19 protein-coding genes, 2 tRNA genes and 4 pseudogenes are annotated in these 23,850 nt (G+C 46.2%); 17 read left to right on the plus strand and 8 right to left on the minus strand.

The annotated features are described in order from the left end of the window. From TW89_RS06885 to TW89_RS06900, 4 genes and pseudogenes are all read right to left on the minus strand, one after another. Positions 1 to 126: pseudogene (locus TW89_RS06885) on the minus strand (IS5/IS1182 family transposase); the annotation flags it as partial. An 85-nt stretch (positions 127 to 211) separates the two neighbouring features. Next, a pseudogene (locus TW89_RS06890) lies at positions 212 to 1,575 on the minus strand (sodium-dependent transporter). A 778-nt stretch (positions 1,576 to 2,353) separates the two neighbouring features. After that, the gene (locus TW89_RS06895) at positions 2,354 to 3,037 is read right to left on the minus strand and encodes a 16S rRNA pseudouridine(516) synthase (RefSeq protein WP_128580954.1); all 684 of its coding nucleotides are present in this window, start codon (positions 3,035 to 3,037) and stop codon (positions 2,354 to 2,356) included. A 146-nt stretch (positions 3,038 to 3,183) separates the two neighbouring features. Beyond that, a complete protein-coding gene (locus TW89_RS06900; RefSeq protein WP_003683363.1) occupies positions 3,184 to 3,660 on the minus strand; it encodes a hypothetical protein in 477 nt (158 codons plus the stop codon). A gap of 339 nt (positions 3,661 to 3,999) precedes the next feature. Between TW89_RS06900 and dnaQ the strand changes: the two genes are divergently transcribed. The 5 genes from dnaQ to TW89_RS06925 all read left to right on the plus strand — a co-directional run bounded on the left by dnaQ (position 4,000) and on the right by TW89_RS06925 (position 7,465). Beyond that, entirely contained in the window at positions 4,000 to 4,737 is a 738-nt protein-coding gene (gene dnaQ, locus TW89_RS06905; protein ID WP_128581045.1) for a DNA polymerase III subunit epsilon, read from the plus strand. Then, positions 4,734 to 5,420 carry a 2-C-methyl-D-erythritol 4-phosphate cytidylyltransferase gene (gene ispD, locus TW89_RS06910; RefSeq protein ID WP_128580955.1) on the plus strand — a complete coding sequence of 229 codons (687 nt, stop codon included), beginning with the start codon at positions 4,734 to 4,736 and terminating at the stop codon, positions 5,418 to 5,420. Before dnaQ ends, ispD begins: the two co-directional genes overlap by 4 nt. A gap of 32 nt (positions 5,421 to 5,452) precedes the next feature. Then, on the plus strand, positions 5,453 to 5,932 hold the full coding sequence (gene ispF / locus TW89_RS06915; RefSeq protein ID WP_128580956.1) for a 2-C-methyl-D-erythritol 2,4-cyclodiphosphate synthase: 480 nt from the start codon (positions 5,453 to 5,455) through the stop codon (positions 5,930 to 5,932). A gap of 43 nt (positions 5,933 to 5,975) precedes the next feature. Continuing rightward, positions 5,976 to 6,647, plus strand: a complete 672-nt coding sequence (gene rpiA, locus TW89_RS06920; RefSeq protein ID WP_128580957.1) for a ribose-5-phosphate isomerase RpiA — start codon at positions 5,976 to 5,978, stop codon at positions 6,645 to 6,647. Positions 6,648 to 6,721: 74 nt separating this feature from the next. Then, positions 6,722 to 7,465, plus strand: coding sequence for a thermonuclease family protein (locus TW89_RS06925; protein WP_128580958.1), 744 nt, complete (start codon positions 6,722 to 6,724; stop codon positions 7,463 to 7,465). A gap of 177 nt (positions 7,466 to 7,642) precedes the next feature. Here the strand turns inward: TW89_RS06925 and TW89_RS06930 are convergent. Together TW89_RS06930 and TW89_RS06935 are read right to left on the minus strand one after the other, a co-directional pair. Further along, positions 7,643 to 7,733: transfer RNA gene (locus TW89_RS06930), tRNA-Ser, on the minus strand. A 61-nt stretch (positions 7,734 to 7,794) separates the two neighbouring features. Then, a tRNA-Leu gene (locus TW89_RS06935) sits at positions 7,795 to 7,881 on the minus strand. A 233-nt stretch (positions 7,882 to 8,114) separates the two neighbouring features. Between TW89_RS06935 and rnr the strand changes: the two are divergent. The 4 genes and pseudogenes from rnr to recR all read left to right on the plus strand — a co-directional run bounded on the left by rnr (position 8,115) and on the right by recR (position 13,710). Beyond that, a pseudogene (rnr, locus tag TW89_RS06940) lies at positions 8,115 to 10,594 on the plus strand (ribonuclease R). Between the two features lie 81 nt (positions 10,595 to 10,675). Beyond that, positions 10,676 to 11,023: an ArsC family reductase gene (locus tag TW89_RS06945; RefSeq protein ID WP_128580959.1), complete on the plus strand. Its 348-nt coding sequence runs from the start codon at positions 10,676 to 10,678 to the stop codon at positions 11,021 to 11,023. A gap of 145 nt (positions 11,024 to 11,168) precedes the next feature. Then, positions 11,169 to 13,022 carry a SurA N-terminal domain-containing protein gene (locus TW89_RS06950; RefSeq protein ID WP_128580960.1) on the plus strand — a complete coding sequence of 618 codons (1,854 nt, stop codon included), beginning with the start codon at positions 11,169 to 11,171 and terminating at the stop codon, positions 13,020 to 13,022. An 82-nt stretch (positions 13,023 to 13,104) separates the two neighbouring features. Then, complete coding sequence (gene recR / locus TW89_RS06955; RefSeq protein WP_128580961.1) at positions 13,105 to 13,710, plus strand: recombination mediator RecR; 606 nt, start codon at positions 13,105 to 13,107, stop codon at positions 13,708 to 13,710. 62 nt (positions 13,711 to 13,772) lie between these two features. On the opposite strand, the gene TW89_RS06960 is transcribed toward recR, so the two are convergent. Continuing rightward, a complete protein-coding gene (locus TW89_RS06960) occupies positions 13,773 to 14,060 on the minus strand; it encodes a hypothetical protein (protein WP_128580962.1) in 288 nt (95 codons plus the stop codon). 214 nt (positions 14,061 to 14,274) lie between these two features. On the opposite strand from TW89_RS06960, the pseudogene TW89_RS06965 reads away from it, so the two are divergent. The 4 genes and pseudogenes from TW89_RS06965 to TW89_RS06980 all read left to right on the plus strand — a co-directional run bounded on the left by TW89_RS06965 (position 14,275) and on the right by TW89_RS06980 (position 19,391). After that, a pseudogene (locus tag TW89_RS06965) lies at positions 14,275 to 15,524 on the plus strand (lipoprotein-releasing ABC transporter permease subunit). After that, entirely contained in the window at positions 15,517 to 16,200 is a 684-nt protein-coding gene (lolD, locus tag TW89_RS06970; RefSeq protein ID WP_128580963.1) for a lipoprotein-releasing ABC transporter ATP-binding protein LolD, read from the plus strand. The pseudogene TW89_RS06965 and the gene lolD overlap by 8 nt, the downstream one beginning before the upstream one ends. 131 nt (positions 16,201 to 16,331) lie before the next feature. After that, positions 16,332 to 18,095, plus strand: a complete 1,764-nt coding sequence (recD, locus tag TW89_RS06975) for an exodeoxyribonuclease V subunit alpha (protein ID WP_128580964.1) — start codon at positions 16,332 to 16,334, stop codon at positions 18,093 to 18,095. A gap of 96 nt (positions 18,096 to 18,191) precedes the next feature. Then, on the plus strand, positions 18,192 to 19,391 hold the full coding sequence (locus TW89_RS06980; RefSeq protein ID WP_128580965.1) for a hypothetical protein: 1,200 nt from the start codon (positions 18,192 to 18,194) through the stop codon (positions 19,389 to 19,391). A 93-nt stretch (positions 19,392 to 19,484) separates the two neighbouring features. On the opposite strand, the gene TW89_RS06985 is transcribed toward TW89_RS06980, so the two are convergent. After that, positions 19,485 to 19,886, minus strand: a complete 402-nt coding sequence (locus tag TW89_RS06985; RefSeq protein ID WP_003679090.1) for an RNA-binding S4 domain-containing protein — start codon at positions 19,884 to 19,886, stop codon at positions 19,485 to 19,487. A gap of 204 nt (positions 19,887 to 20,090) precedes the next feature. On the opposite strand from TW89_RS06985, the gene TW89_RS06990 reads away from it, so the two are divergent. The 4 genes from TW89_RS06990 (at position 20,091) to TW89_RS07005 (ending at position 23,836) form a co-directional block, all read left to right on the plus strand. Continuing rightward, entirely contained in the window at positions 20,091 to 21,050 is a 960-nt protein-coding gene (locus TW89_RS06990; protein WP_049333774.1) for an acetyl-CoA carboxylase carboxyltransferase subunit alpha, read from the plus strand. A gap of 88 nt (positions 21,051 to 21,138) precedes the next feature. Beyond that, the gene (gene tilS, locus TW89_RS06995) at positions 21,139 to 22,494 is read left to right on the plus strand and encodes a tRNA lysidine(34) synthetase TilS (protein WP_128580966.1); all 1,356 of its coding nucleotides are present in this window, start codon (positions 21,139 to 21,141) and stop codon (positions 22,492 to 22,494) included. A gap of 188 nt (positions 22,495 to 22,682) precedes the next feature. Beyond that, complete coding sequence (gene rpoE / locus TW89_RS07000; protein ID WP_128580967.1) at positions 22,683 to 23,282, plus strand: RNA polymerase sigma factor RpoE; 600 nt, start codon at positions 22,683 to 22,685, stop codon at positions 23,280 to 23,282. 5 nt (positions 23,283 to 23,287) lie between these two features. After that, positions 23,288 to 23,836: a sigma-E factor negative regulatory protein gene (locus TW89_RS07005; RefSeq protein ID WP_128580968.1), complete on the plus strand. Its 549-nt coding sequence runs from the start codon at positions 23,288 to 23,290 to the stop codon at positions 23,834 to 23,836. Positions 23,837 to 23,850 lie beyond the last annotated feature (14 nt).

Consider the following 23,850-nt stretch of genomic DNA (forward strand, 5'->3'; position numbering starts at 1 on the left):
TTTTTGACGATTCAGGTATTGTTCGATCGGCTGCCAATCAATCACCTGATCCAACTTCAATAGTGGGAAACGGTCGATGTGTTTGGCGATCATGGCTTGTGCGGTTTGCTGGAAGAAGGTGCTCATGGAAAATCCCCTAAATGTCTTTGTGGGAATTTAGGGGATTTTGGGGAATTTTGCAAAGGTCTCGGCCTTTTTATATGCTTGCTTATCAGAACAGGTTGCTGATGAAAATCAGCAGAATCACCAACGGTACGAGGTATTTCACATAAGCAAACCAGATATTGACGGTGGTATGGTTGCCTTTGTAGAGCAATTCCTCCTTCGCTTCATCTTTCATCACGAAGCCGACAAACAAGGCAGAGCCAAGCGCGGTCAGCATAAACAGGATATTGCCGCTGATATAGTCAAAGGCATCAAAAATGTTTTTACCAAACACGGAAATATCTTTCCATGGGCCGTAGCTTAAGATGGAAGGAATATTACCGAAGATAAAAATACCTGCCAGTACGATGGTAATCGCGGCTGCGCGGCGGATTTTGGTTTTTTCCTGAATGGTCGTAATCAACACTTCATAAATGGTCAGAGAAGTGGTCAGCGCGGCAATCAGAAGCAGTGAGAAGAAAATCACTGCAAACACAGGGCCTGCCCACATATTGGAAAACACGATCGGCAGGCTTTGGAACACTAGCGTCGGGCCGGAGTTAGGAGCGACGCCGAAGCTGAAGAGGGATGGGAAAATCATAAAGCCGGCCAAGACGGCAATCAAAGTGTTGGTAATCGCGGTAATTACGGCCGTCTGAACCAGATTTCGTTTTTATCCAGATAGCTGGATAACGTAATCATCACGCCGAAACCCAAGCTTAAGGCGAAGAATACTTGTCCCAAAACAAAGACGAACAGTTCGGCTGTAATTTTGCTGAAGTCAGGTTTCAGATAGAAGGTAATGCCTTCCATTGCACCCGGCAGGGTAACGTTGCGCACAACCATCGCAATCAGGAATAAAAACAGCAAAGGCATCAGGTATTTTGCCGCTTTTTCAATACCGCCGATCACACCTTTGACCAAGATCCATTGGTTTACGACCACAAATAGGAAGGTGTAAAAGGCAATTTCCCAAGGGCTGTTTTCGATGTGTTCGGTAAAGAAACTTTTGGTAACTTCGCCGGAAACCGGACTGGAAATGTCCAAATTGCCGCCGATGATATTGACGATGTAGCTGATCACCCAGCCGCCGAGCACCATGTAATAGGCCATGATGCCGAATGCGCCGAGCAAGCCCATCCAGCCTACCAATTTCCAAACTTTGGCAACGGGTTTGCCATTCATTGTGCCGCCAAACGCATCCAGCGCGTTCACGCCTTTACGGCGGCCGATGACGTTTTCCACCAAAATCATCGGAATACCGATGATCAGCATGGCGATACAGAACAGAAACACATACGCGCCGCCGCCGTTTTCACCGACCAAATACGGGAAACGCCAAGTTGCGCCAAAGCCGACAGTTGCGCCGGCAACGGTAAGGATGTAAGTCAAGCGGTTGGACCAGGTTTGACGGGGTTGATTGGAAGACATAAATACTCAGATGCATAAAAATAAAGACAACATTTTACCGCAAAGATTTAACGAATCTTGACTAAAGTCTGAAAAGAGTTTTAGTTAAAAAAACCATGGAATGAAGAATTTTTAGTGGTTTTATCTGGTTTTCTTGGTATTGAAACCTGCAAACAGAGAATTTGGCTGAAGCGATATGAATGATTGAAAGAGCCGTAACGATAAAGGCCGTCTGAAAAGTGGGATATGGGAAAGGGTTGTTGTGAGGAGATTGGATAGCACTAAGGTGTGCTTTCAAATATGCCGGCAACAAAGATGGTATTTATCTAAGGTTGTCTAATAACATCCTGTAACCTTAGCTTGGATAGTTGCCGATAGTTTTTCTTTCTATAAAACGATTTGTCTGAAATTGGAACGGCACAGATTGATGCGGAAGAGACGAGAAAGAGAAAAGGGATAATGGCAAGTTAATGAGTGGGAGATGAGGTTTAGTAATGATGGCTTCTTTAGATGAGAAAGGCCGTCTGAAAGTGCATTCGTTTGATTGCCAAATTTTAGATAAAAAAACCATCTATACTAAGGGGAAAGTATAGATGGCCAAACACATTACGGGGAAAACGTCTTACTCACTTACTCACTTCTTTCGAAGCAAGTGTTACTCAGACAGGCAAATTATACAATAGTTCAGTCTTTACAGTGTTAAGTTCTGTTAAATAAAAATAATAATGTTTAAATATTTGATTTTAAATAAATAAAAATCCATATTGTTTAAAAATTTATCAAAAAAATTTGGAATTTTTTAAATCTGGATAAATTTCCATTCTCCGGCGGCTAAATCATCGACATTCCAGTCGCCGAATTTCTCACGGTGGAGCTGCTCGACACGGTTGCCTGCTGCTGCAACCATGCGTTTGACCTGATGGTATTTACCCTCGGTAATGGTCATCATCAGTGTGGTTGGGTCGGCCAATACTGCTTCGGCTGCGGCGACAGTTTCATTATCGTCATGCAGGAGGACGCCGTTTTTTAGTGTGGTGCAAAGGGTATCGTCGGCAGGATGTTTCAAAGTGACGCGGTAGAGCTTCGGAACTTTATGTCTAGGTGAGGTAACTCGGTGGTTAAATTGCCCGTCGTTGGTAATAAGAATAATGCCGGTTGTGTCTGCATCCAAGCGGCCGACTGCCTGCATATCGATATTGCGCATGTGGTCGGGAAAAAGGCTGAAGATGCTCGGATATTGCTGGGGTTTGTGCGAAGTCTCGTAATCTGCAGGCTTATGAAGCAGAATGTAGAAATAGGGCATGGGGACGGCGGAAATTTCTTCGCCGGCAACAGACAAAGTATGCACTTGAGACGGATCGATATCGTCTTTGGCACGATTATGAATTTCGCCGTTAATGGCAATGCAGTCATTGTCTATCAGCCATTGGCATTGCTTGCGGCTGCCGAGGCCTTGCGATTGGATGTATTTGAGCAGTTGCATGGTTGGTTGAAAAGTAGGAAATGTTCAGACGGCCTTTATTGTACTGGAAAACCGATGTTTAGGCCGTCTGAAAAGTAGGGGCAAAAAAATCGCCCCTTTAAAATGTTAAGGGGCGCAAAAGGAACACAAACCACTACCAAAAACTGTTACAGGGCAAATTCTCCTATTTGATGTGTTGCCGGATAAAGTGCTTTCATCAGGTCATGTGGTGAAAGCGAGAAATCTTTGCTGTTTGTCGTCAGACGGCCTTGCTGAGGCGTAAGTTCAAGCAATCGAGCGTTTGCCGACTGGATAAACTTGTTTTTCGTGCGCTGCATTTTTCTTTGCAGGGCGGAAACAACGCGGTTGTACAGACTGTCTTTTTGCTTGACTTCGCGTGTACCGGCAACCCAGCTCAAGCGTGTATTGCCGTCTTCATCTTCAATCAGCAGGATGCCGGTTTCTGATTGGGGCGATTTGCCCATACAAGGGAGCCAAACATAATATCGGCCATCTAAAGTAATGAATACTGCGTCATGTACTTCGCATTCGTCGCAACACTTGGTGGCGATCAAAGAGCGGATGGCTTGTTGGTGCAGTCTCAGAATATCAAGGGAGACTTGCTTAAAAATACTTTCGGGCATTTTCTTCTCCTTTCATTCTGTTGTGCGGTTGTTTTGTTTCGATGGGTTGTATTATACGGAGATTTTTTAAATTTGCAAATGATAATTGTTCCTATTATTTAATTTATAAGTAAAATATTGATTATTAAAGAAATTAAATTTAAAAAATTTTTTAGAAATTGGGTTTTCTACTCAAAAATGTCGTAATAGATGGCTATTAAATAAAAAGAATAAAGGCCGTCTGAAAAAATCCAGTCGTAAAAAGGCATTTAAAAAGCAGCTAAAGTTTTGCTGACTATACATTTCAGACGGCCTTCAGTATGATTCAAGGCGTTTTGATAATTGCAGAAACCACCAACCATGAGCCAACGTCAGATTATCCTCGATACAGAGACCACGGGTCTTTATCCTGAAAACGGCGACCGTCTGGTCGAATTTGCCGGCTTGGAAATGATCAACCGCCAAATGACCGACTCCAACCTTCATTTATATGTCCACCCGGAACGCGATATGCCGGAGGAAGCGGCGAAGGTGCATGGTTTGACGATTGAAGTATTGGAAGCGAAGAATGCGCCGCCGTTTGCCCAAGTGGGTGAACAGATTGCCGACTTTATAGGTGGCGCAGAGCTGATTATCCATAATGCCAAGTTTGACGTCGGCTTCCTGAATATGGAATTCCGCCGCATGGGTTTGCCTTCTATCGAGAAACTGGGTTGCAAAGTCACCGACACGCTGGCCATGGCGCGTGAAATGTTTCCGGGGCAAAAGGCGAGCTTGGATGCGTTGTGTAACCGCTTTTCCGTTGACCGCAGCAAACGGGTCTTGCACGGCGCGCTAATCGACTGCGAGCTTTTGGGTGAAGTCTATCTTGCCATGACGCGTCAGCAATTCGATCTGATGGGCGGCGAGACGGAAGAAGAGGGCGAAGTCAAACAAACCGTTATTGCGGAAACCAAACGTACGTCGCAGTTGAAAGTCATCAAAGCCAATGCGGACGAGCTGGCCGCACATGAAAAATATTTGGACGATTTGGGCGAAGCGTGTGTATGGCGCAAGGCCGAGACGCCTGATGAGGCCAATGCCGGAGCGTCAGCATGATACGCCGCAATATCGCTTTGATTCCTGCTGCCGGTATCGGTGCGCGATTTGGCGCAGGTAAACCTAAACAATATGTTGAAATCAATGGTAAAACCGTATTGCAACATACCATAGAAATCTTTGAGCAACACCCCCGCATAGATTTAATTGCTGTTATTCTTTCGCCGGAAGATTCGGTTTTTCAGACGGCCCTGTCTGAGAAAGTACGCGTCTTTCGAGTAGGCGGCGCAAGTCGTGCCGAAACGGTACGCAATGGTGTGTCCGTTTTATTGGAGCAAGGTTTGGCCGAGGCGCAAGATAACATTTTGGTTCATGATGCCGCGCGCTGTTGCCTGCCTGCTGAAGCGTTAACGCGTTTGCTTGATGAGGCGGGTGAGAATGATGAAGGCGGTATTTTGGCCATACCGGTGGCTGATACGCTCAAGCGCTCAGATGGCAGTCATCATATTGATGAAACCGTTGCACGCGCAGGATTATGGCAGGCGCAAACGCCGCAGCTTTTTCAGACGGCCTTGTTACACCGTGCTTTATCGGTTGATGATTTAAGTGAAATTACGGATGAAGCATCAGCAGTTGAGAAACTGGGTATCCGGCCGCGCTTAGTGCAGGGCGATACGCGCAATTTAAAATTGACGCTGCCGCAAGACGAATACATTGTCAGATTGTTGCTCAAGGCCGTCTGAACAATCAAAACCCATTATTTAAGGAAACAAACATGAATATCCGTGTCGGACAGGGCTACGATGTCCATCAGCTGGTTGAAGGACGAGATTTGATACTCGGCGGCGTCAACATTCCATTTGAAAAAGGCTTGCTGGGTCATTCCGATGCCGATGCGCTGTTGCATGCGATTACCGATGCCCTGTTGGGCGCGGCCGGTTTGGGCGATATCGGCAGTCATTTTCCTGATACCGCGGCCGAGTTCAAAGATGCTGACAGCCGTGTGCTGTTGCGCGAGGCTTATCAAAGCGTGCAGGCATTGGGTTGGAAGGTGGTTAATGTCGATACGACCGTGATTGCACAAAAACCCAAACTCGCGCCACATATTCCGGCAATGCGCGCCAATATTGCCGCAGATTTAGGCTTGCCTGAAAACTGCGTCAACATCAAAGGCAAAACCAACGAAAAACTTGGCTATCTGGGGCGTATGGAAGCCATCGAGGCGCAGGTGGCAGTATTGCTGATTAAAGCCTAAGGGCTTAAAATCGTTTCATCATTCAAACCGAAAGATTGACGACATGGCAACTCAAGACGAACTCAAACGCATTGCCGCCGAAAAAGCGGTGGAATTTGTTCCTGAAAACGAATACATCGGTATCGGCACCGGCTCTACCATTAACTTTTTTATCGAAGCTTTGGGTAAAAGCGGTAAGAAAATCAAGGGTACCGTATCTACTTCCAAAAAATCCAGCGAGCTTTTGGCAAAATACGAAATTCCAGAAGTTTCACTGAATGATGTGATGGGTTTGGCGGTTTATGTTGACGGCGCAGACGAAGTCAACCACGCACTGCAAATGATTAAAGGCGGCGGCGGTGCGCATTTGAACGAAAAAATCGTGGCCAGCGCATCGGATAAATTTGTCTGTATCGCCGATGAAAGCAAATATGTTTCCCGTTTGGGTAAATTCCCATTGCCGGTGGAAGTGGTTGAAAATGCCCGTTCGCTGGTGTCGCGCAAACTGCTTGCCATGGGCGGACAGCCTGAGTTGCGTGTCGGCTATACTACTTTCTATGGCAACCAAATCGTTGATGTTCACGGCCTCAATATCGATCAAGCCCTGAAAATGGAAGACGAAATCAACAAAATCACCGGTGTACTCGAAAACGGTATTTTTGCCCGCGATGCCGCCGATGTGTTGGTTTTGGGTACGGCAGAAGGCGCAAAAGTCATCCTGCCTTGTCAGGATTAATGAAGATTAATCAATCTTAAAAGGCCGTCTGAAAGTGCATTAGGTCTTTCAGACGGCCTTCAATTTGGCAAAATATGCAAATCAGTAAAATTATAAAATGGTTGCCCGTTGTTTTATCCGTTTTGGGCGCACTTGGTTACAGCTCACGCGATACTGAGTTGATTCGTACCGGGGTAAGCGTTGCTGCAACATTGGCACAAGGCGACAATATCGGTTTGGAAAAGGTCAATGAATGGCTGGGAGAAAATGTCGTCAAAGCCACATCTGACACCAAAACCGAAGCTGAACCTAAGCAAGAACAGAAACAAAAACAAAAGTCATCGCGACAAACTTACACATACAACGGAAAAATCATCAAAATCCATGATGGTGATACCGTGCACATTATCGATAGCGACGGCCGAAAACACAAAATCCGTATGGCTTATATTGATGCACCGGAAATCAATCAGGCTTATGGTACGCAATCACGAGACAATTTGATTGATGCCGCATTGAATAAAAAAGCCAAAGTGCGCGTATTTGAAGCCGACCGTTACCAGCGCGAAGTTGCCCAAGTATCAGTCGGCACGATTGACTTGAATTTAATGCAAATACGGGATGGCGCCGCATGGCATTATGAAAGTTATGCCAAAAAACAACAAAGTAAAACCGCCTACACCGACTATTCGGCCGCGCAAAAACAAGCCAAGGAAAAGCGTAAAGGCTTATGGAAAAAAGATAATCCGCAAGCACCTTGGCAATTTCGCCGTCAAAATCATGAGCAGCAGAACGGTGATAAAAAGCAGTCTGATAAACAATGGTTCGGGATTTGGTAGGCTTTAAGAGAGGCCGTCTGAAAACTTTCAGACGGCCTTTAATTATTAAAGTTTAGTATAAGATAAGAATGAGTGGCAGGTTTATGATTAGAGGGTAATAGAAATAAAAGTGTGGTGTAATATTTTTAAGAAGGGCAGATATGAAAAAAGACACCGTTAGCTGGTGTCTTTAGTATCTGGCAGAGAGGAAGGGATTCGAACCCTCGATACGCTATTCACGTATACACGCTTTCCAGGCGTGCGACTTAAACCACTCATCCACCTCTCTGTGGACTATTATCCTGACTTGTTATCAGAATAATGTAAAACCTGACTGATTGATTTATCAGTGGTGCCCAGGAGAAGACTCGAACTTCCACACCCGTGAGGATACTAGCACCTGAAGCTAGCGCGTCTACCAATTCCGCCACCTGGGCTAATTTAAATTTTCTTAAGCAAAGTAAGCACCAAATTACTTGGTGCCCAGGAGAAGACTCGAACTTCCACGCCCGTGAGGTAACACTAGCACCTGAAGACTAGCGACGTCTAACCAATTTACCGCCACCTAGGGCCTTTGCTTTTAGTTCTTCGAATTTAAGGTAGAGTTGACTACCTGAACTGCGAAGAAGCAGCTATTATATATTTTAAAAAAAGAATGTCAACTATCAAAATGAACAAAAATACTAAATCTTTAAATTTACGAGAAAAAGACCCATATTTGGAGCGGGAGAAACAACGTTACGCTCATCCGTTGCCCAGCCGTGAATGGGTCATTGAATTATTGGAACAAAAAGGTGTGCCGACAAAAATCGAAGCTTTGGCACATGAATTGTCGATTGCAGAAGATGAATATGAATTCTTCGAACGCCGTCTAAAAGCGATGGCGCGCGATGGTCAGGTGTTGATCAACCGACGTGGCGCGGTATGTGCTGCAGAAAATTGGCATTGGTTAAATGCCGTGTCGAGGCTCATAAAGACGGCTTTGGTTTTGCCGTGCCGCTAACGCCGACAGGCGAGGGTGATTTTATTTTGTATGAACGTCAGATGCGCGGCGTGATGCATGGGGATATTGTTACCGTGCGTCCTGCCGGTATTGACCGCAGAGGCCGTCGTGAAGGTACGGTTTTAGATGTAGTGGAGCGTGCGCAGTCTAAAGTGGTCGGCCGTTTTTATATGGATCGCGGTGTGGCTATTTTAGAGGCAGAAGACAAGCGTTTGAGCCAAAGTATTGTGCTGGAACCTGAAAGCGTGGCGCACTTTAAACCGCAATCCGGCCAAGTGATTGTGGCTGAAATTGAGACGTATCCTGAAGCGCATCGTCCTGCAGTGGCTAAGCTGATTGAAGTGTTGGGCGATTATGCCGACAGCGGTATGGAAATCGAAATCGCTGTACGCAAGCACCATTTGCCTCATCAATTCAGCGAAGCGTGTGTCAAAGCCGCGAAGAAAATTCCTGATCATGTGCGTAAAACCGACTTGAAAGGGCGTGTGGACTTACGCGATTTGCCTTTGGTAACCATTGACGGTGAAACTGCGCGGGACTTTGACGATGCGGTTTTTGCTGAAAAAGTCGGCCGCAATTACCGTTTGGTGGTGGCGATTGCCGATGTCAGCCATTATGTCCGTCCTGATGACGGAATTGATGTAGATGCTCAGGAACGCAGTACCAGCGTGTATTTCCCACGCCGCGTGATTCCGATGCTGCCGGAGAAGTTGTCCAACGGCATCTGCTCGCTCAATCCTGATGTTGAACGCCTGTGTATGGTGTGCGATATGGTGATTACTTATGCCGGCAATATCAAGGAATACCGTTTCTATCCGGCAGTAATGCGTTCACATGCGCGACTGACTTACAATCAAGTTTGGGATTGGATTTCAGACGGCCAGGATCATCTGTTTAAACCGGAAATCGATACTCTGTATAAGTTATTTAAAATCTTGCAGAAAAAACGTTTCGAGCGTGGCGCGGTTGAGTTTGAGAGCGTTGAAACCCAGATGATTTTTGACGACAACGGTAAAATCGACAAGATCGTTCCCGTTATCCGTAATGATGCGCACAAATTGATTGAAGAATGTATGTTAGCGGCGAATGTTTGCGCGGCAGAATTTTTGCTGAAAAACAAACATACGGCTTTATTCCGCAATCACTTGGGTCCGACTCCCGAAAAATTGGCCACTTTACGTGAGCAGCTTGGTTTGCTGGGGCTGAGTTTGGGTGGCGGTGATAATCCGACGCCGAAAGACTATGCTGCGCTTGCCGAACAATTTAAAAACCGTCCGGACGCGGAATTGTTACAAGTGATGATGCTGCGTTCTATGCAGCAGGCGGTTTATGAGCCGCATTGCGACGGTCACTTTGGTCTGGCTTATAGCGCATATGCACACTTTACTTCGCCTATCCGCCGTTATCCGGATTTGACGGTCCATCGTGCCATTAAGGCTGTATTGAACGGACAAACTTACCAACCCAATAAAACCTGGCAGGCTTTGGGCGTGCATACCTCTTTCTGTGAGCGCCGAGCCGATGATGCCAGCCGCGATGTGGAAAACTGGCTGAAAACTTATTATATGCGCGACAAAGTCGGCGAAGTCTTCAGTGGTAAGATTTCGGGCATGACCAGTTTCGGCATTTTTGTAACCTTGGACGATATTCATATCGACGGCTTGGTTCATATCAGTGATTTGGGAGAGGATTATTTCAACTTCCGTCCTGAAATTATGGCGATTGAGGGCGAACGCAGCGGTGTCCGTTTCAACATGGGCGATACGGTCACTGTAAAAGTCGCGCGTGCCGATTTAGATACCAGCAAGATTGATTTGACCTTAATCAGCGGCGGTTCAGTCGGTAAGAAACGCGGCAGTAGAAAAGCGAAACCTGTGAGCAAGCCGACAGCTACTGACAAACCTGTCGAAAAGCGTAAGCGTAAACTTTTGGCTAAAGAAATTGATGAAGCGTTGGCCGCTCCCGTGAAGGCAAAGAAGAGCAAGGTGAAAAGTAAACCTGCCTCCAAGCCGGCCAAGCCAAGCAAACCTAAAGCCGCAAGCAAGAAAAAAGCGCAGGCGAAAACAGCTTCCGTCAAAGCTGGGCGTAAAAATAATGCTCAAGGCAAAAGCGTGAAGATTAAAGTGAAGAAAGCAGCTAAGAAATAAGTGGCATTCAATTCAGGCCGTCTGAAAAGTTTCAGACGGCCTGAATTCGTGATTTTATGAATAAAACTAAGGATAAATAAAATGATAAAACTATACGGTATTCCCAATTGCGATACGGTTAAAAAAGCGCGCAGTTGGTTGGCGGAAAACGGTATCGAGTTTGAGTTTGTAGATTTTAAGAAACACGCCCCGACTGCTGAATTGATTAATGGCTGGTTGGAGCAGGCAGCTTTGGAAATTTTGCTCAATAAAAGAGGTACGACTTGGCGCAAGTTGGATAAAGGTGCACAAGAATCTGCCGCTACAAAAGAAGGGGCGATTGCTTTGATGGTGGAAAATCCCAGCATCATCAAGCGGCCTGTATTGGTCAAAGAAGGACAGGTTCATATCGGATTTTCAGTAGAAGCGTATCAGGAAATTTTCGGATAAGGCATTTTTAGGTTTTTAGGCCGTCTGAAAAAGCAAGCCTCGAAAAAATACGTTACAATACGCGCTTTGAGCCTGTTTTCAGGATTTTAAGATTTTTGCGGCAGCATTTTGCGTCTGCCACGCCAAACTTTTCTTTCGGATAAATATGTTCCATATTGTTGAAAAATATAAAACACCCGCCCAGATTGTTTTAGGTATCATCGGTCTGACCTTTATCGGATTCGGTGCCAATAATTTGTCTTCGCCGGGTTCTGATTACATTGTTAAAGTCGGGGATGAGAAAGTCAGCGAGCATGCTTTACAGATTGCGATACAGAATGAGCAGGCCGCAGGCAATAATGCGCCTTCGCGTGATGCTATATTCCAATCTTTATTGCAACGAGCTTACCTGAAGCAGGGCGCCAAGCTGATGGGCATCGCTGTGTCTCAGGAACAAATCAAGCAAGTTATTGTGGATGATCCGAATTTCCATGATGCTTCCGGTAAATTCAGTCAGGATTTGCTCAAGAAATATTTGGATCAACGCAGGATGACCGAGGATCAGTTCGTTGAAGATATCCGTGAACAGTTCCAATTGCAAAATCTGTTGAATTTGGTGCAAAACGGTGCTCTGGTCAGTGATGCGCAAGCGCGTCAGTTGATTAACCTGACTCAAGCAACGCGTACCATCCGTTCATTTACGTTCAGCCCTGAAGCATTTGCTGCACAAGTCAAAGTAGATGATGCGGCTTTGCAAAAATATTATGAAGCGCATAAGAAAGATTACTTGATTCCTCAAGCCGTTAAGCTGGAATATGTAGCTTTGAACATCAAAGATTTGGCTGACAAACAAACCGTCAGTGCGGAAGAAGTACAAAAAGCTTACGACAGCAAAAGCGTAGATTTGTCGCCAAGAGCCGAAATTGCGCATATTTTCATTCCGGTTATGCCTAATGGAGATGAAGCAAGCAATGCGGAAATTAAAGCCGAAGTGGACAAAATGGCTGCGGAGCTTAAAGCACATCCAGATTCGTTTGCCGAACTGGCGGCTAAGTATTCTAAAGACCTGTCCAGCAGCAACAAAGGCGGCAACTTGGGTTACCTGAGCAAAAGCGGCGGCAGCGGCTTCGGGCCAGAGTTTGATAAAGCGGCATTTGCATTGGGCAAAGGCGAAGTTAGCGATACCGTTAAATCATCTTTGGGTTATCACGTCATTAAAGTTTTGAATGTCGAAGCTGAACCGACTTTAGAACAAGCCAAAGCGCGTATCGAAGCAGCCTTGAAACTGAAAAAAGCGGCTTCTGCCTTTAATGCCGCTAAAGAAAAACTGGGTGAAGATACCTTCAATGATCCGTCTTCTCTGGCAAAAGCAGCCGCCAATTCAGGTTTGAAAGTAGAAAGCCTGGATGGATGGGTGACCAAAGCGGGTGCGAAGGAAGCCGGCTTGCCTGAAGCATTGATTAATGCCGCGTTTAGTGATGATGTACTGAAGAAAAAACACAATTCTGAAGTGATCGCCATCAACAACGATACCGTTTGGGTCATTCGTGCGAAAGAAGTGCGCGAAGAGAAAATCGCACCATTTGCGGAAGTCAAAGACAATGTCCGTGCAGCATATCAGCGCTCTGAAGCCGCCAAACTGGCAGAGAAAAAAGCCCAGGAAACTTTGGCCGCATTGAAAGCCGGTAAAGCTGCCGATGTTCAATGGTCGCCTGTTTCTCAATTGAGTGCGCAAGATGCACGTAAAACCATGTCTCCGGAGGCTTATGCAGCTTTGTTGAAAGCGCACCCTGTCGGCGGTAAACCTGCGTACGCATTGTTGGAAGGTATGCCTGCACCAGTGATTATGGAAGTTCAGAGCGTTTCTGCTCCTGAAAATGCCGATTCACAGATTCCGGCTGCCAAACAGGCTTTGGTTCAGCAGCTTTCCGCCAATGTTTTCGATGCCTTGCTCCAGTATTTGGATAAGAAAATCGATCGTACGCAAGGTGCACAACAAGTTAATAATGCTGCCGAATAAGCAGAATATTAGAGTAGGGCAGCCGGAAGAATTCCGGCTGTTCTCTTATTTTTAGCTATCTTTTTAAAGGCCGTCTGAAATCATGAGTAAAAATCCTGATGCCTTTGTCCGCTTGATTAATGCATTAAAAATATTGCCCAATGTCGGCCCGAAATCTGCACAACGTATGGCCTACCAGCTTTTACAGTACAAACGCGAAGGGGCTCAGGAATTGGTGGACGCTTTACAATTTGCTTTGAAGCAGGTGCAGCATTGTCGGATGTGCAACACATTTTGCGAAGGCGATTTGTGTGAAATTTGCGCAGACGAAAAACGCGATAAAAGCCGTTTGATGATTGTGCATATGCCGGCGGATGTCTCCAGTATGGAGGCGGCCAATTGCCATGATGGACTGTATTTTGTTCTAATGGGGCAAGTCAGTCCGGCGCAGGGCATGGATATTTCGGCAGTAGCGTTAGATAAACTGGTTGCCCGTTTGCAGGCGAGTAATATTGAGGAAATTATCATTGCCACCAACTTCACAGCCGAAGGCGATGCGACAGCGTATGTATTGGCGGAATTGTTTAAAAATCTTCCTTATAAAGTCAGCCGATTGGCAAGGGGAATCCCTTTGGGCGGCGAAATGGAATATGTGGATGCCGGTACTTTGGCGCAGGCTGTTTACGATAGAAGAAATATCCAATCTTAAATGCCAATATAAAAAGGCCGTCTGAATGTTTTTCAGACGGCCTTTTCATTGATGAAATCAGATTATTTGCAGCTTACGCCTTGAATTTGAGGCGTATCGCCGTTGCCGACTTTGAATGCGCATTTGGTTGCACTGCTGCCGGATACGGTAATAACACCGTTTCCGCTGTTGAGGCTGACAGGTTCTTTTACGCCCATGCCGACAGCAGTGGCTGCCAGTTTTTGAACATCGGCGTCGGAGTAAGCGGTATTGTTTGAACTGATTTTGATTTCTTTGGCGGCATATGCATTGAAGCTGAATGACAAACCTACAGCTACGGATACGAGGGCCAAGAATTTTTTGCTGTTCATTAGTGTATTTCCTTTTTGATGGTGACAAAGTGTGTCACAGCTTCAGAATAAGGGTGATTGGCAGATTGTGCAAGTTTTTCGGCGGAATTTACGGGAAGATACATGGTTTTACATACACTTTATCCCTGAATGCTACATCAGTCGGGCAATCGGACGACCTGTCGGTTTTACGGTACAATAAGCCTTTTTTGACAAACGAATGAGGCATTTTTGAATGGCTTCTTTAGAAACTTGGATAGGCCTGCGCTATCTGCGTGCGAAAAAACGCAACGGCTTTATGTCATTTATTACCATGATTTCAATCGCCGGTATCGCCTTGGGCGTAACGGCACTGATTGTGGTGCTATCAGTGATGAACGGATTTCAGAAAGAGATACGCGGTCAATTATTGAACGTCGCGCCTCATGCGGAAATCGGCTATTACGATGTCGGCAGTGCGCCGGGTTGGCAGAATTTGCGCGAATTTGTAAAAGGCAAAAAGGAAGTATTGGCCAGTGCGCCTTATGTTTCCGATCAGGCTTTGCTTGCTAATGCCGGGGAAGTGCGCGGTGTACAAATACGCGGTATTTTGCCGTCTGAAGAAAAAAATGTCGTTGATTACGGCAAGGATATGCCGGCCGGCAGTTTTGACGATTTGAAGCCGGGCGAATTTGATATTATTTTGGGTCAAGGGCTTGCTGAGGCATTGGGCACGGAGATGGGCGGCAAGGTTACAGTGATTACGCCAGAGGGTAATGTCACTCCTGCCGGCGTAGTGCCGCGCTTGAAGCAGTTTAATGTGGTCGGTGTGGTAAAAACCGGTGTTTATGAAGTCGATAATACCTTGGCCATGACGCATATCAAGGATGCGCAAGTCTTGTATCGACTGGGAGAAAATGTCGGTGGGCTGCGTTTGCGATTGGTTGATCCTCAGAATGCGCCGTCTTTCATTGCTAAGTTGATTCCTGATGCTAAAAAAGATGAAGTATGGGTGCGGGACTGGACATTTAACAACCGCAGCTATTTTGAAGCCGTTGAGTTGGAAAAACGCATGATGTTCATCATTTTGACACTGATTATCGCGGTTGCTGCGTTTAACCTCGTCTCGTCTTTGGTAATGGCGGTAACGGAAAACAAGCCGATATTGCGATTTTGCGCACTTTAGGTTTGTCCCCAGGCGGCGTCATGAAGATTTTCTTGGTGCAGGGCGCATTTGCGGGGTTCTTCGGTACGCTTGTGGGCGTGGTATGCGGTGTCTTGCTGGGTTGGAATGTCGGTAAGATTGTCGCGTTTTTTGAAGACCTGTTTGGCGTGCATTTGATTAACTCACAGGTTTATTTCATCGATTACCTGCCTAGTGATGTGAACTTGAAGGATGTCGCCGTTATTGCCTGCATTTCGCTTGGTTTGGCATTTATTGCCACACTGTATCCGAGCTGGCGTGCAGCAAAAACCCAACCTGCGGAGGCTTTGCGTTATGAATAAGACAATTTTGAAATGTACCGGCGTTGGCAAAAGCTATAATGATGGCGCATTGAATGTACAAGTGTTGAATCATTTGGATTTTGGAGTTGCCGAAGCAGAAAGCGTGAGTATCATCGGTTCGTCAGGCAGCGGTAAATCTACATTGCTGCACCTTCTTGGTGGTTTGGATATGCCGTCTGAAGGCAAGGTAATATTGATGAATCAGGATTTGGGCGGTTTAAGCCAAAAACAGTTGGGCGAATTGCGCAACCGTTATTTGGGTTTTGTGTATCAATTCCACCATCTATTGCCTGAGTTTTCTGCTTTGGAAAATGTCATGATGCCGCTTTTAATCGGCAAAATGCCCAAGGCGATGGCTGAGGAGAAGGCTGTCAAGATGCTGGAAAAGGTTGGCTTGGACAAACGTATGCTGCACCGTCCGAGCGAACTTTCCGGCGGTGAGCGTCAGCGTGCAGCGATTGCCCGTGCTTTGGTTAATGAGCCGAAATGCCTGTTGGCAGATGAGCCGACGGGGAACCTTGACCGTAAAAATGCGCAAAATGTGCTGGACATGATGCTGGATTTGAAACGCGAATTAAACACCAGCCTGATTGTGGTGACCCATGATGACGAGCTGGCTGAGCGTTTCGACCGGGTAATGACCATGAAAGACGGCAGCCTGCAAGTGCTGCAATAAGGTTATTATTTCAGGCAAATATTTTATGCTTTGAACGGTATAATAGAGTCCGTCTGAAAAATAGGTTTTCATTTATGGAAACACTGTTTTTCAGACGGCCTTTCTTTTTCCGTATCAATCAAGCTTGAGCCATGAATCCGACCGACTCCATCCTTTCCTCTGCCGCAGATGCGGCCATAGCTTTTTTCCGCCGCCACGAAGTACAGGGCGCATCCGTTATTGAGCCTTATGTGGTTCGACTGTTTGCAGCCTTGCAAAACGGGCATTCGTTTATTTACTTGGATAAAGCGGATGTCGATGCCTTAAGCAACTTGCCGAATTTGGTCGGCAATGCGGATAAACCGCTTATCCTGCAAGGCCGGAAATTGTTTTTAGGGCGGATGTGGCAGTTGGAGCATGATTTGGCTGTCGAAATCAAACGGCTGGCAAGTGCCGAGGCGGAAGAAGTGAATTTCATGGCGGCTTCAAAAAACCTGAGCGATTGGTTTGATCCTAAAGACAGCAAAGAGCAACGGGATGCTGCGGCTTTAGCCTTGCTGCAAAACTTTATGCTGATTACCGGCGGTCCGGGCACGGGTAAGACGACGACCGTCGCAAAGCTTTTGGGCCTGATTTGCAATAACAGTACGAAGCTGCCCCGTATTGCGTTGGCCGCGCCGACGGGCAAAGCGGCTGCGCATATGGCACGGGCTTTGCAGCGTGCTTTGGATGGTTTTGATTTGTCTCCGAGCATTAAAGCGCATTTGGAAAAATTGGAAGGACAGACTGTCCATCGATTGTTGAAATTGCGGCCGCCGCAAATGCGCCCTGCGTTCAATCATGAATATCCGCTTGCATTGGATGTTTTGGTAGTGGATGAGGCTTCGATGTTGGATTTGCCGCTGGTGTTGGATTTATTGCGCGCCGTGCCGACCGGTTGTCGTTTGGTGTTGCTTGGCGATGAAAACCAGTTGCCGTCGGTTGGGTTAGGAGCCGTATTGGCGGCATTGTCGCGTCCAACGGCTTTGGATAAAGAAACTGCTGGAAAGTTGGAAGTGTACCTGCCCAATCATGGCTTTGAGATTAAAGAGCGGCCACAGGCTTTATCGCAAAACAATGCCAAATTGACGTTCAGTCACCGTTTTGGTGCAGACAGCGGTATCGGCTGTTTGGCAAGGGCGGTGGTGTCCGGGGAAAAGCAAACTGCGGTCGAACAGTTTGACAAGTTCCCCAAAGAATTGGAAATGAAATCAGGCCGTCTGAAAGAGCAGGTCGCCTTGCTGTATCAAAAGCAACAGGATTATTGGCAGGCTGTGGCAGAGAATAATGTCGCACTCGCCTATGGTCATGCGGCAGATGTGGTGGTATTGGCGGCTTGGCGGCAGGATGCGGATGATTTGAATCAGGCTTATCAAGAATACCTGCAACGACAAGGCAAGGCTTCGGGCGAAACGCCTTGGTTTGCCGGACAAATCATCATGATTACGCACAATGATTACATGCTGGAAGTGTTTAACGGCGACATCGGGCTGATTATGAAAGATGAAGAATCGTTGAATGGCTTGTCTGCCTATTTTCCTGAGAAAGATGGATTCAAAAAAATTGCCATCAGCCGTTTGCCTGATTTTGAATCGGCTTTTGCCATGACGGTGCATAAGAGCCAAGGTTCGGAATATCGGGAAGTATGGCTGTTGCCCCCGTCAGTGCCTGCAACGACGGAAAGTGAAGAGGAAGCCCGAGGTTTGGATAAGGCTTTGCTTTACACGGCCATTACCCGTGCGCGTGAACGTTTTGTGTTTTGGGGAAATGCGGAGGAATTGTGTCAGGCTGTGGGATGCCATCAAAAACGCAGGACAGCATTGGCCGATGCCTTGAAATGGCAGTTTGAACAGCCTGATGAGCAGGCTTCTGTTTGACCTGAATCAAGAGGCCGTTTGAAAGGGAATAAAGCGTTTAAATCTGCTTGACTGATTACACTAATTTACATACGATAAAAATAATTAGTAAATAAAATGAATAATTTATACGAAATTCATAATTTTGTACGCTTTATCGAATACTTCACTTTCAATACCTTCTTTTGGAGAGTCGGCATGAAATTTCAAACCAAACTGATTGCAACCTGTATTTTATTGGCTTCATCGTCTTATTCCTTGGCAGAGAATGCTGATGGCGGACGTGATGCGGCGGCTTTGGCTACCACCAACGATTACGTCAATTCCGGCAGTATCATTCGCAAAGATGACGATAAAATAAGCATTTTTAATGATTTGTTGACTGTGAATGGTGGCTTGCGCGTGCGTGCGGATACTAAAGACATCAATGCCAACAACAGCGGCATTAATCCGACGCCCGAAGATACCAATGCCAACTTTAATGCAGAGTTTTGGTTACGCGCAAAACTGTACAAAGACTGGAAATTGGTTGCGCAAATCGAGCCGAATATCGATTTGGAAACCGGTAAATTCAATGGCGATCATGATGTGCCGGTGAATAAACTGTATGCTGAAGGCACTTTGTACAACCACATTAAAGCGCGTGTTGGTAAATTTGGTGCGTTCTCTTCATACGGCCGCGTATGGGATGCCGAAGTAACTGGCGGCGAAATCTTCTTCGACAATAAAACCCTGCCTACCAAAATTTATGCAGGCCGCCGCACTGGCAATCTGAACGACAACGCATGGGGCATTGGCGGCCGCCGCAGACATTTTGCCGCGGTTCAAAGCATGTTGCCTGTGAATGAGAATATCAACGTAGGCGCAACCGTCAGCTACATGAAAGACATCGATGTACGCGGTGCGAAGAAAAATGCGGTCTTCGGAGAAATCGGTACGGACATCAAGTTTAATGATGATTGGCATTGGATGGCCGCAGTCAGCAAGTCCAATATCAAAGCCTATAATGATGCCGGACAAAAAATCAAAAATGATGGCGTGTTCACTGAAGTACGCTATAAATCAGCCGACTGGAACGTCCGTAATTCTTACGACGTATTCTTGAACTACCGCCGTGTCGGTTCGTTGTCCGGTGTCTCTTCTGCTGAGGATTACAGCAAAAACGTCCAAGGCGTGCAAATCGGTGCGACCTATATTCCTTGGAAAAACTGGAAACTCAAAGGCTTCTATTTGGCCGGCAAACAGGTTACGCCTACTGTCGGCACGGATAAGCAGGATGTAAACGTTATTCGTGGCCAGTTAGAATATAAATTTTAATCATCACAAATAAAAAACAGGCAGGATGTCCTGCCTGTTTTTGGTTTTCAGACGGCATGGATATGGGGCCGTCTGAAACAATGGATTCAACGCTTACCAGCTATCGCGCTTCATACGGTCAAGCTGACGGCGGTCGCGTTTGGTTGGGCGTCCGTCCGGATAAGCGGCACTGATGCGGCTGGCCTGGTCGAGCTGTTTTTGAGCTTCGCGTTCGGCAGCCGTTTTCATGTCTTCTTCGTAGAGTAAACGCGCTTCCGGTGCCGGGCGGCGTTGATGATTGAGCGCGGCAACTTTGAATTTGTAGGGTAGGGAGTTCAAAGTCATGTCGATGGTGTCGCCGGCAGAGATATTTTTGCTGTTTTTCACCTTTGAGCCGTTTACCAAAACCCTGCCCAGCTCAATATGTTTTTGTGCCAGCGCGCGGGTCTTGAAAAAGCGCGCGGCCCACAGCCATTTGTCCAAGCGCATGGACGAATTGTCATGATCGTTTTTCATAGCCTGTTTGAAATGATTGAACTGAATTGAAGTTTATCATAAGATACGGCACTTCATTCGTTTAGTGCAGATATACTATTTCTTTGTTAAAGGCCGTCTGAAAGATTTTTTATTGCAAAAGATGGCAGTTTCCCTTTGAGAAATGCTGTCAAATACGTCTGATTAGCGTATCATGTCAGCAACCGTTACCGAGAGCTTTGTTTTATGAAACCCGTTTTTTTGGACTTCGAACAACCCATCGCCGAATTAACCAATAAAATCGACGAGTTGCGATTCGTACAAGACGAATCTGCCGTTGATATTTCCGACGAGATTGCCAGACTGCAAAAGAAAAGCAGCGAGTTGACCAAGTCGATTTTCAGCAAGCTGACTCCGGCTCAAATTTCACAAGTGTCCCGTCATCCGCAACGTCCTTATACTTTAGACTACATCAACGGTATTTTTACCGATTTTGAAGAGTTGCACGGCGACCGCCATTATTCTGACGATCATGCCATTGTCGGCGGTTTGGCTCGTTTCAACGGCCAAAGCGTGATGGTTATCGGCCATCAAAAAGGCCGCGATACCAAAGAAAAAATCCGCCGCAATTTTGGTATGCCGCGTCCTGAGGGTTACCGTAAAGCACTGCGCTTGATGCAGACTGCCGAAAAATTCAATATTCCGGTCATGACCTTTGTCGATACCCCGGGCGCGTATCCAGGTATTGGTGCGGAAGAACGCGGCCAGTCTGAAGCCATCGGCCGTAATTTATACGAACTGACCCGTCTGCATGTGCCGGTATTGTGCACCATCATTGGCGAAGGTGGTTCAGGTGGTGCGTTGGCAGTGGCTGTCGGTGACTACGTCAATATGCTGCAATACTCGACTTATTCGGTGATTTCTCCCGAAGGCTGCGCCTCTATTCTTTGGAAAACTGCTGAAAAAGCAGCAGATGCCGCGCAAGCATTGGGTATTACCGCCAAACGCCTGCAAGAATTGGATGTCATCGACAAAGTGATTGATGAGCCTTTGGGCGGCGCACACCGTGATTTTGAAACTACGATGAAAAATGTTAAAACCGTTTTGGAGCAGCAATTAAGCGAAGCGCAAAGTATGACCATGCCTGACTTGCTTTCTCGCCGTTTTGACCGCATCATGGCTTACGGTAAATTTACCGATAAATAAGTTTGACTGCTGAAAAAGCAAGCAGATGTCGCTGCTTGCTTTTTTTGTGTTCTATTTTTGAGTCATTCACAATTTCAGGCCGTCTGAAATGTCGCAAGTATCCCCTGATTCCCTATTTAAAAGTTTTCAAGCAGCTTTTCCTGATTTGTTGAGCCACACTGTTTTTGAAGTTGGCTTGAGTGGCGGATTGGATTCTGTCGTTCTGCTGCATCTTTTGCATCGGATGCGCGAATTTCGCTATTTTGATTTGCGTGCCGTCCATGTTCATCATGGTTTAAGTACCAATGCCGACAGTTGGGCAAAATTTTGTCAGGATTATTGTCAGCGTCTGAATGTTGTCTTGCGGGTGTGTCGTGTCAATGTGGAAAAACAAGGAAAAGGTTTGGAAGCGGCGGCTAGGGCTGCACGATATCAGGCATTTTCAGACGGCCTGAGGAAAATTATTGTTTTGGCCCATCACCGCAATGATCAAATCGAAACATTTATGTTGTCGGCTGTACGCGGAGGCGGATTGCGCGGTATGGCGGCTATGCCGGTATGGCGTGATTTAAATGAAGAGATCCAAATCTGGCGGCCGCTTTTGGCATTTTCCCGTCAGGAACTGGCTGAGTATGCGCAACAATGGGGATTGTCTTTTGTCGAAGACGAGAGTAATGAAGACTCCGGCTATTTACGTAATTGGATGAGAAATCAGGCTTTACCGCAATGGCAGCAGCATATTCCGAATTTTGAGCAGCAAATTTGTGCCAATGTTCGATTATTGCAGGAAGATTTGCATCTTTTAGATGAATTGATTGAGTCTGAATACCAGCGCATCAGTCTAAACGGGATATTCAGTATCAGTCTGTGGCGGCAATGTACGCCGCTTTTGCGTCGTCGGTTGCTTTGGTATTTTTTGCGAAAGCAAACGGAATCATTGCCTTCTTATCACAGTATTGCCGCTTTTGCCCGAGTATTGGAAACCGCTGATCAGGCGCAGTTGAATTTGCCAGAAGGGGAACTGGTCGCATATCGGGACAAGCTGTTTGTTTGTCAGGAAAGTGAGTTTCAAAACCTTCCTTGGTGTAATGGCAGGGAAGTTCGAGGCCGTCTGAAAGATATTTTGTTGGAAAATGATTTTGTTTTATTACCGTTTAAGGGAGGTTTGTCGGAAGAGGAGTTGGAGAAGCCGGCAGTACTTAGAAGTGTGGCCAAAGGTGATGTGATTCAGTCGGGACAGCGGGAAAAATCAGTCGAAAAACTATTGCAAGAGTGTCATATTGTGCCACTCGTCCGTAAATATTGGCCGATTATCCTAAGTATGGGCAACAAGTGCCTTGCTGTTGTTAATCTTCGGGTGGGAAGTGATGTTCGAATGGAACAAGGTTATTTACCTATTTATGAAAAGTTAGCCAAATATATAGCAAAAGACAAAGTGGTTGACTCTAAGTTTAGTAACTATTAGTAATTAAACTACTTTTATTAAGTCCATGTATATCAAGAAATATAGCCAATGTTAGAGTATCTATACGAATAAACTTTGGCAATTGAGTGTAATCTCGTGGAACTATTTCAAAGCGTTGCTGTCTTTACTGTGCACAGCACGCTTTACTATTTTTTGGTTTAAAGCAGTAAAACGATTAAAGGTTGGGTATGAACGATCGCCAAATAGATCAAGTTTTGGTGGAGCGCGCGCAGAAAGGTGACCATAAGGCATTCGAGATGCTGATGTCCAAGTATCAGCGTCGGCTAAACAGACTGATTTCCCGTTTTATTCAGGATGAGCATGAAGTGCACGATGTAACCCAAGAGGCAATGATTAGGGCTTATCGTGCATTGGCAAATTTTCGTGGAGAAAGTGCATTTTATACATGGCTGTACCGTATCGGTATCAATACGGCAAAGAATTTCCTGACCACTTCGGGTCGTCAGTTTTTTGTCAGCTCGGAAGCAGCCAATGAGGAGGGAGATGTTCTCGATTTAACCGATCAGATTGCGGATTACCATACGCCGGAAGCTGAAATGATGAATCGTGAAATCTTGCAGACCGTCGAAGCAAGCATTGCGCAACTGCCAGACGATATGCGTCAAGCCATTACGCTTAGGGAAATAGATGGCTTGTCTTACGAAGAAATAGCTCGGGTAGTGGATTGTCCGATAGGTACTGTACGTTCGCGTATTTTCAGAGCGCGTGAACTGATTGCAAAAGATTTGAGGCCGCTGTTAGATACTTCTGAAGATCAAAGGTGGTAATAAAAATGAACGAAAAAACAAATAAAGCATTGGAGTATGTGTCTGCATTGATGGACGGTGAAGCATTGACTGATGAGATGCTGGATGCCGTATTGGCAGACGAGGAGGCCTTGCGCGCTTGGCATGAGTACCACATTATCGGCGACTGTATCCGTCAGGGTGCGGCGGCGAGTGTTGCCGGTGAAACCATGCAAAGCAAAGCATTTACAGTGCCTCAAGCCGAAGCTGAAGGCAAACAGGAAAAATATGCTCAGCGTGAAGCGGCCAATAGCGGCTTCTTCAAATTCTTCGCGGCCGCTGCCAGCGTGTGTGCGATTGCTGTTGCAGTATGGCAATTTACACCGCAAACTTCTCGTGACGCTATGCCGGTTGCAGAGAAGTCTAATACTCAGCCTGCCCAAAATATCATTCCGGTAAGCGGTACGCCTGTTGATAAAGCGGCTTCTGAGCCTGGCGAGACTGTTGTGCCGAATGCGGCGAAAGACGGCAAAATTGAAAATCGTCCGACTGTCCGTACCGAGCAGAAAAATGAGCAGCAGACTGTTGTGCAGTAAAAAATGAAATCATG

Source organism: Neisseria flavescens (genome assembly GCF_001618065.1).
Lineage (GTDB): Bacteria > Pseudomonadota > Gammaproteobacteria > Burkholderiales > Neisseriaceae > Neisseria > Neisseria flavescens_A.